This window comes from Microcystis sp. M49636_WE2, from assembly GCF_030065375.1.
Taxonomy (GTDB): Bacteria; Cyanobacteriota; Cyanobacteriia; order Cyanobacteriales; family Microcystaceae; genus Microcystis; species Microcystis aeruginosa_C.
On sequence record NZ_JASJFG010000503.1, the window covers coordinates 1 to 3,039 of the forward strand.

The window sequence follows — 3,039 nt, forward strand, 5'->3', positions numbered from 1 at the left end:
ACAAACCAAAAAGAGTCTTTTTGATGTTGCCAAGCGGTTTATAAGTAGCTGGTTATAATTAAATTAAAAATGGATTTTAGGTTCGATCCCCCCTGCCCCCCCTTGATAAGGTAGGGTTGATTCATGAATCAACCCTACGCTTGATAAGGGGGGTGTCTGATAATTTTTAACGCCTACCTACTTAATTCTTTTTTCAGCGCTTCGTATAAAGCTGAATAATCTTGTTCTGCTAATCCCATTTCTAAAGCTTTTTCCAGAAGGCTCTGTACTCCTGTTAGGGGAAAAGTGGTTAAATCTAACTTCTCCGATTCCTCTAAAAAGAGATTGACATCTTTGAGTAAATGTTTAGTGGGAAAGTTAGGGTTAGCATAATTTTTCTCTAACATTCTGGTTAATTTTTTGTCAAAAGTAGGCGCATATAAGGCACTTTGACGCAGGATAGTCATGAACTTTTCTAGATCTACTCCTTGCTGGGATAAAAAAGCTAAACTTAAACCAAAAGCACTGGTTAGAGAGGCAATTAATTGATTTAAAGCTAATTTTAACGCCGCAGCGGTTCCCACTTCCCCGATTAACATCGGTTCTTGGCCAAAATTTGCTAATAAATTTGACCATTGATGGAACTGTTTCTCCGTTGCTCCCACCATAACTAAGAGAGTCCCCTTTTTAGCTTCGGGAATACTTCCTAACACGGGTGCTTCTAGATATTCTCCCCCTTTAGCCACAATTTTATCTCGCAGTTGTTTACTTTCAGAAGGGGCAATGGTTCCCATCTGAATAATAGTACGATTATTGAAGTTAGATTGCTCGGAATTTAATCCTAAAACCTCTTGGATAGCGGCAGCATTAGTTAACATTAAAATCAGACAATCTGCCTCTTGAATTACTTGTTCAGGGGAGCTAACTGTTTTGGCTCCCAACTGCTGTAAAGGTGCTAATTTTTCTAAGGTGCGATTATAGGCAATAACAGGAATTTTCTGATTTAATAATCTTTCTACCATTGGCGTTCCCATTAATCCCGTTCCCAAAATTCCAACTTTCATAACTCAATTTTTCCTGATTTAGTGATTAGTTTTTACTGGTTTTTATAGCTGTCCAATGACGTTCGGAAGACTGATAAATTTTAACATTTTCTAAGCCTGACTGCTGGATTAAGTCGGCGATTTCTGCTAGGGTAAAAGCCGCTCGCAGCGAGTCTTGAAATAGTTGCGCTTGTCGGGGAGAAAAATTAGGATCGATTTCTCTCACCATCCCCTTAATTATTTCCTCGGAATCGGGACGGAATAAATCTCTTAAAAAAATGCCGCCATTCGGTTTTAAAACTCGCTTAATTTCGCGTAAAAAAGGCAAAGGATTTTCGAGATGATGGATTAAACTATTAGAAATAACTAAATCAAATTGCTCGGATTGGTAGGGAAGATTTTTTCCATCAACTTTCTCCAATTTGATCTGTTCTTGACAGTTAGCATTAAGGATATTTTTTTGACCAATTTCTAACATAGAATCGGCCAGATCAATAGCGATAATTTGCCATTGGGGACGTAGTTGACTGATCATAATCGGAATGCGTGCAGTACCGGTTCCCACATCTAATACCCTAGCATTAATACCGGCCAATTGTACAGCTTCTTTGGCGAAATTAGTATTAACTTCAGTGAAGTCCATGGCATCATATTCGATCGCTTCTTCCCGATCATCCATTACTTCTGGTTCTAAAATTCTTTCCATAGAAAAGCTATCTTTAGGGATTACAATATTCACAATACATCGGATCGGCGTTTTTTTCACCGTTGGGAAAGAGTTTTTCCTCTCGATAATCACACCTTTGACAACCGTATAGTTCCAGTTTAATTAAAGAGGTGGGAAAGTGACATAAACCACAGGGTAAACCCGCTTTTCTTTCGATAATATCAAACCCCGGACAACCACAATTAGGGCATAATTGATTAAGTTTTTGAACAAGATTTGCTGTCGCAGCAACAATTGCTTTCATCCGCGTGGGATTGTGCATAGCACGCATATCGGTTTCTAGGTGTACTTTGCCGTTTTTGTCAAGAATATCTTCAACAATTTTAACTAAATTTTTCTGGTCAGTAATTCCCTTAAAAATCTGCTCAGAGTCGAGAGAATTTTTATCAAACATCACCACTAAACCATGACTAGGAAACCCGATTTTTTCGGCAAATTCTAAAGCAGCTGCTAGATTAGTTACAGTTTGGTGAGCGTGATTAGTTTCCGTGACTATTGCTTGACCAATTATTTCTAGATTATGGACTCGATCGAGCAATAAAATCAATTCACGATTACAGGAAACTAGCGGCAAATTGGGATAGGGATAAAAACTACCCTCACTAGCAATTCCGATATCGTATCCCGAAAGCTCGATCGCTTCTTGTGCCTTGCTGCGAGCGGTTTCAATTTGTGTCCCGATGCGCTTAATATCCCGGGTAAAAGTGCCAAAGCGATCGGTATTAAAATTATCGGGTACAATCACCTTAAGACCTATTTTTTCCTCTAAAATCGGTGCAATTACCCGCTCTTTTCCGTGCATAGTCCCTAAAATTGCTATCCGATCTTGAAACATCTTTTCTTGAAACATCTTGATCAAGGAAAAAGTAAAAAACAGCAATCAGCGAAAAGAAAACGGCAATTTCCTACTTAAGACTGTCCACTTAAAACTCACATCTGATAACTGATAACTGATAACTGATAACTGATGGTGGGTTACGGCGAATACTAAATAGGTGGTAAAATATCTAAATTATTGTCGCCTAACCCACCCTACACTAAGTTGCTGGGGTTTTTTCCTGAGCTTGTTGTAATCTTTCTGCTGCTGTTTCCATGACTTCTGCAAAGTTTTCGAGAATTTCGCCGGGGTGCGCTTCCAGGATTTTTGTAGATAGGGAAATGCGATTTTTATATTCGTCAATTTCCGCGACTACCACTTTAATTGCTTGACCAACTTTAAAGAAAGTCATGGGAGAATTAAAAGAGGCTCCTGTCACCTGTTTAGCATGGAGTAATCCCGTCACTCCACCG

4 protein-coding genes are annotated in these 3,039 nt (G+C 39.0%); all 4 read right to left on the bottom strand.

Annotated elements, in window-relative coordinates:
- Positions 1–173: 173 nt before the first annotated feature.
- Positions 174–1,043: an NAD(P)-dependent oxidoreductase gene (locus PX484_RS11745; RefSeq protein WP_287767031.1), complete on the bottom strand. Its 870-nt coding sequence runs from the start codon at positions 1,041–1,043 to the stop codon at positions 174–176.
- Between the two features lie 25 nt (positions 1,044–1,068).
- Positions 1,069–1,728: a class I SAM-dependent methyltransferase gene (locus tag PX484_RS11750; protein WP_287767033.1), complete on the bottom strand. Its 660-nt coding sequence runs from the start codon at positions 1,726–1,728 to the stop codon at positions 1,069–1,071.
- Positions 1,729–1,741: 13 nt separating this feature from the next.
- Entirely contained in the window at positions 1,742–2,599 is an 858-nt protein-coding gene (locus PX484_RS11755; protein WP_287767034.1) for a DUF6671 family protein, read from the bottom strand.
- Between the two features lie 187 nt (positions 2,600–2,786).
- Positions 2,787–3,039 (bottom strand): S1 RNA-binding domain-containing protein (locus PX484_RS11760; RefSeq protein ID WP_288103953.1); only part of this gene is annotated, 253 nt, incomplete at its 5' end.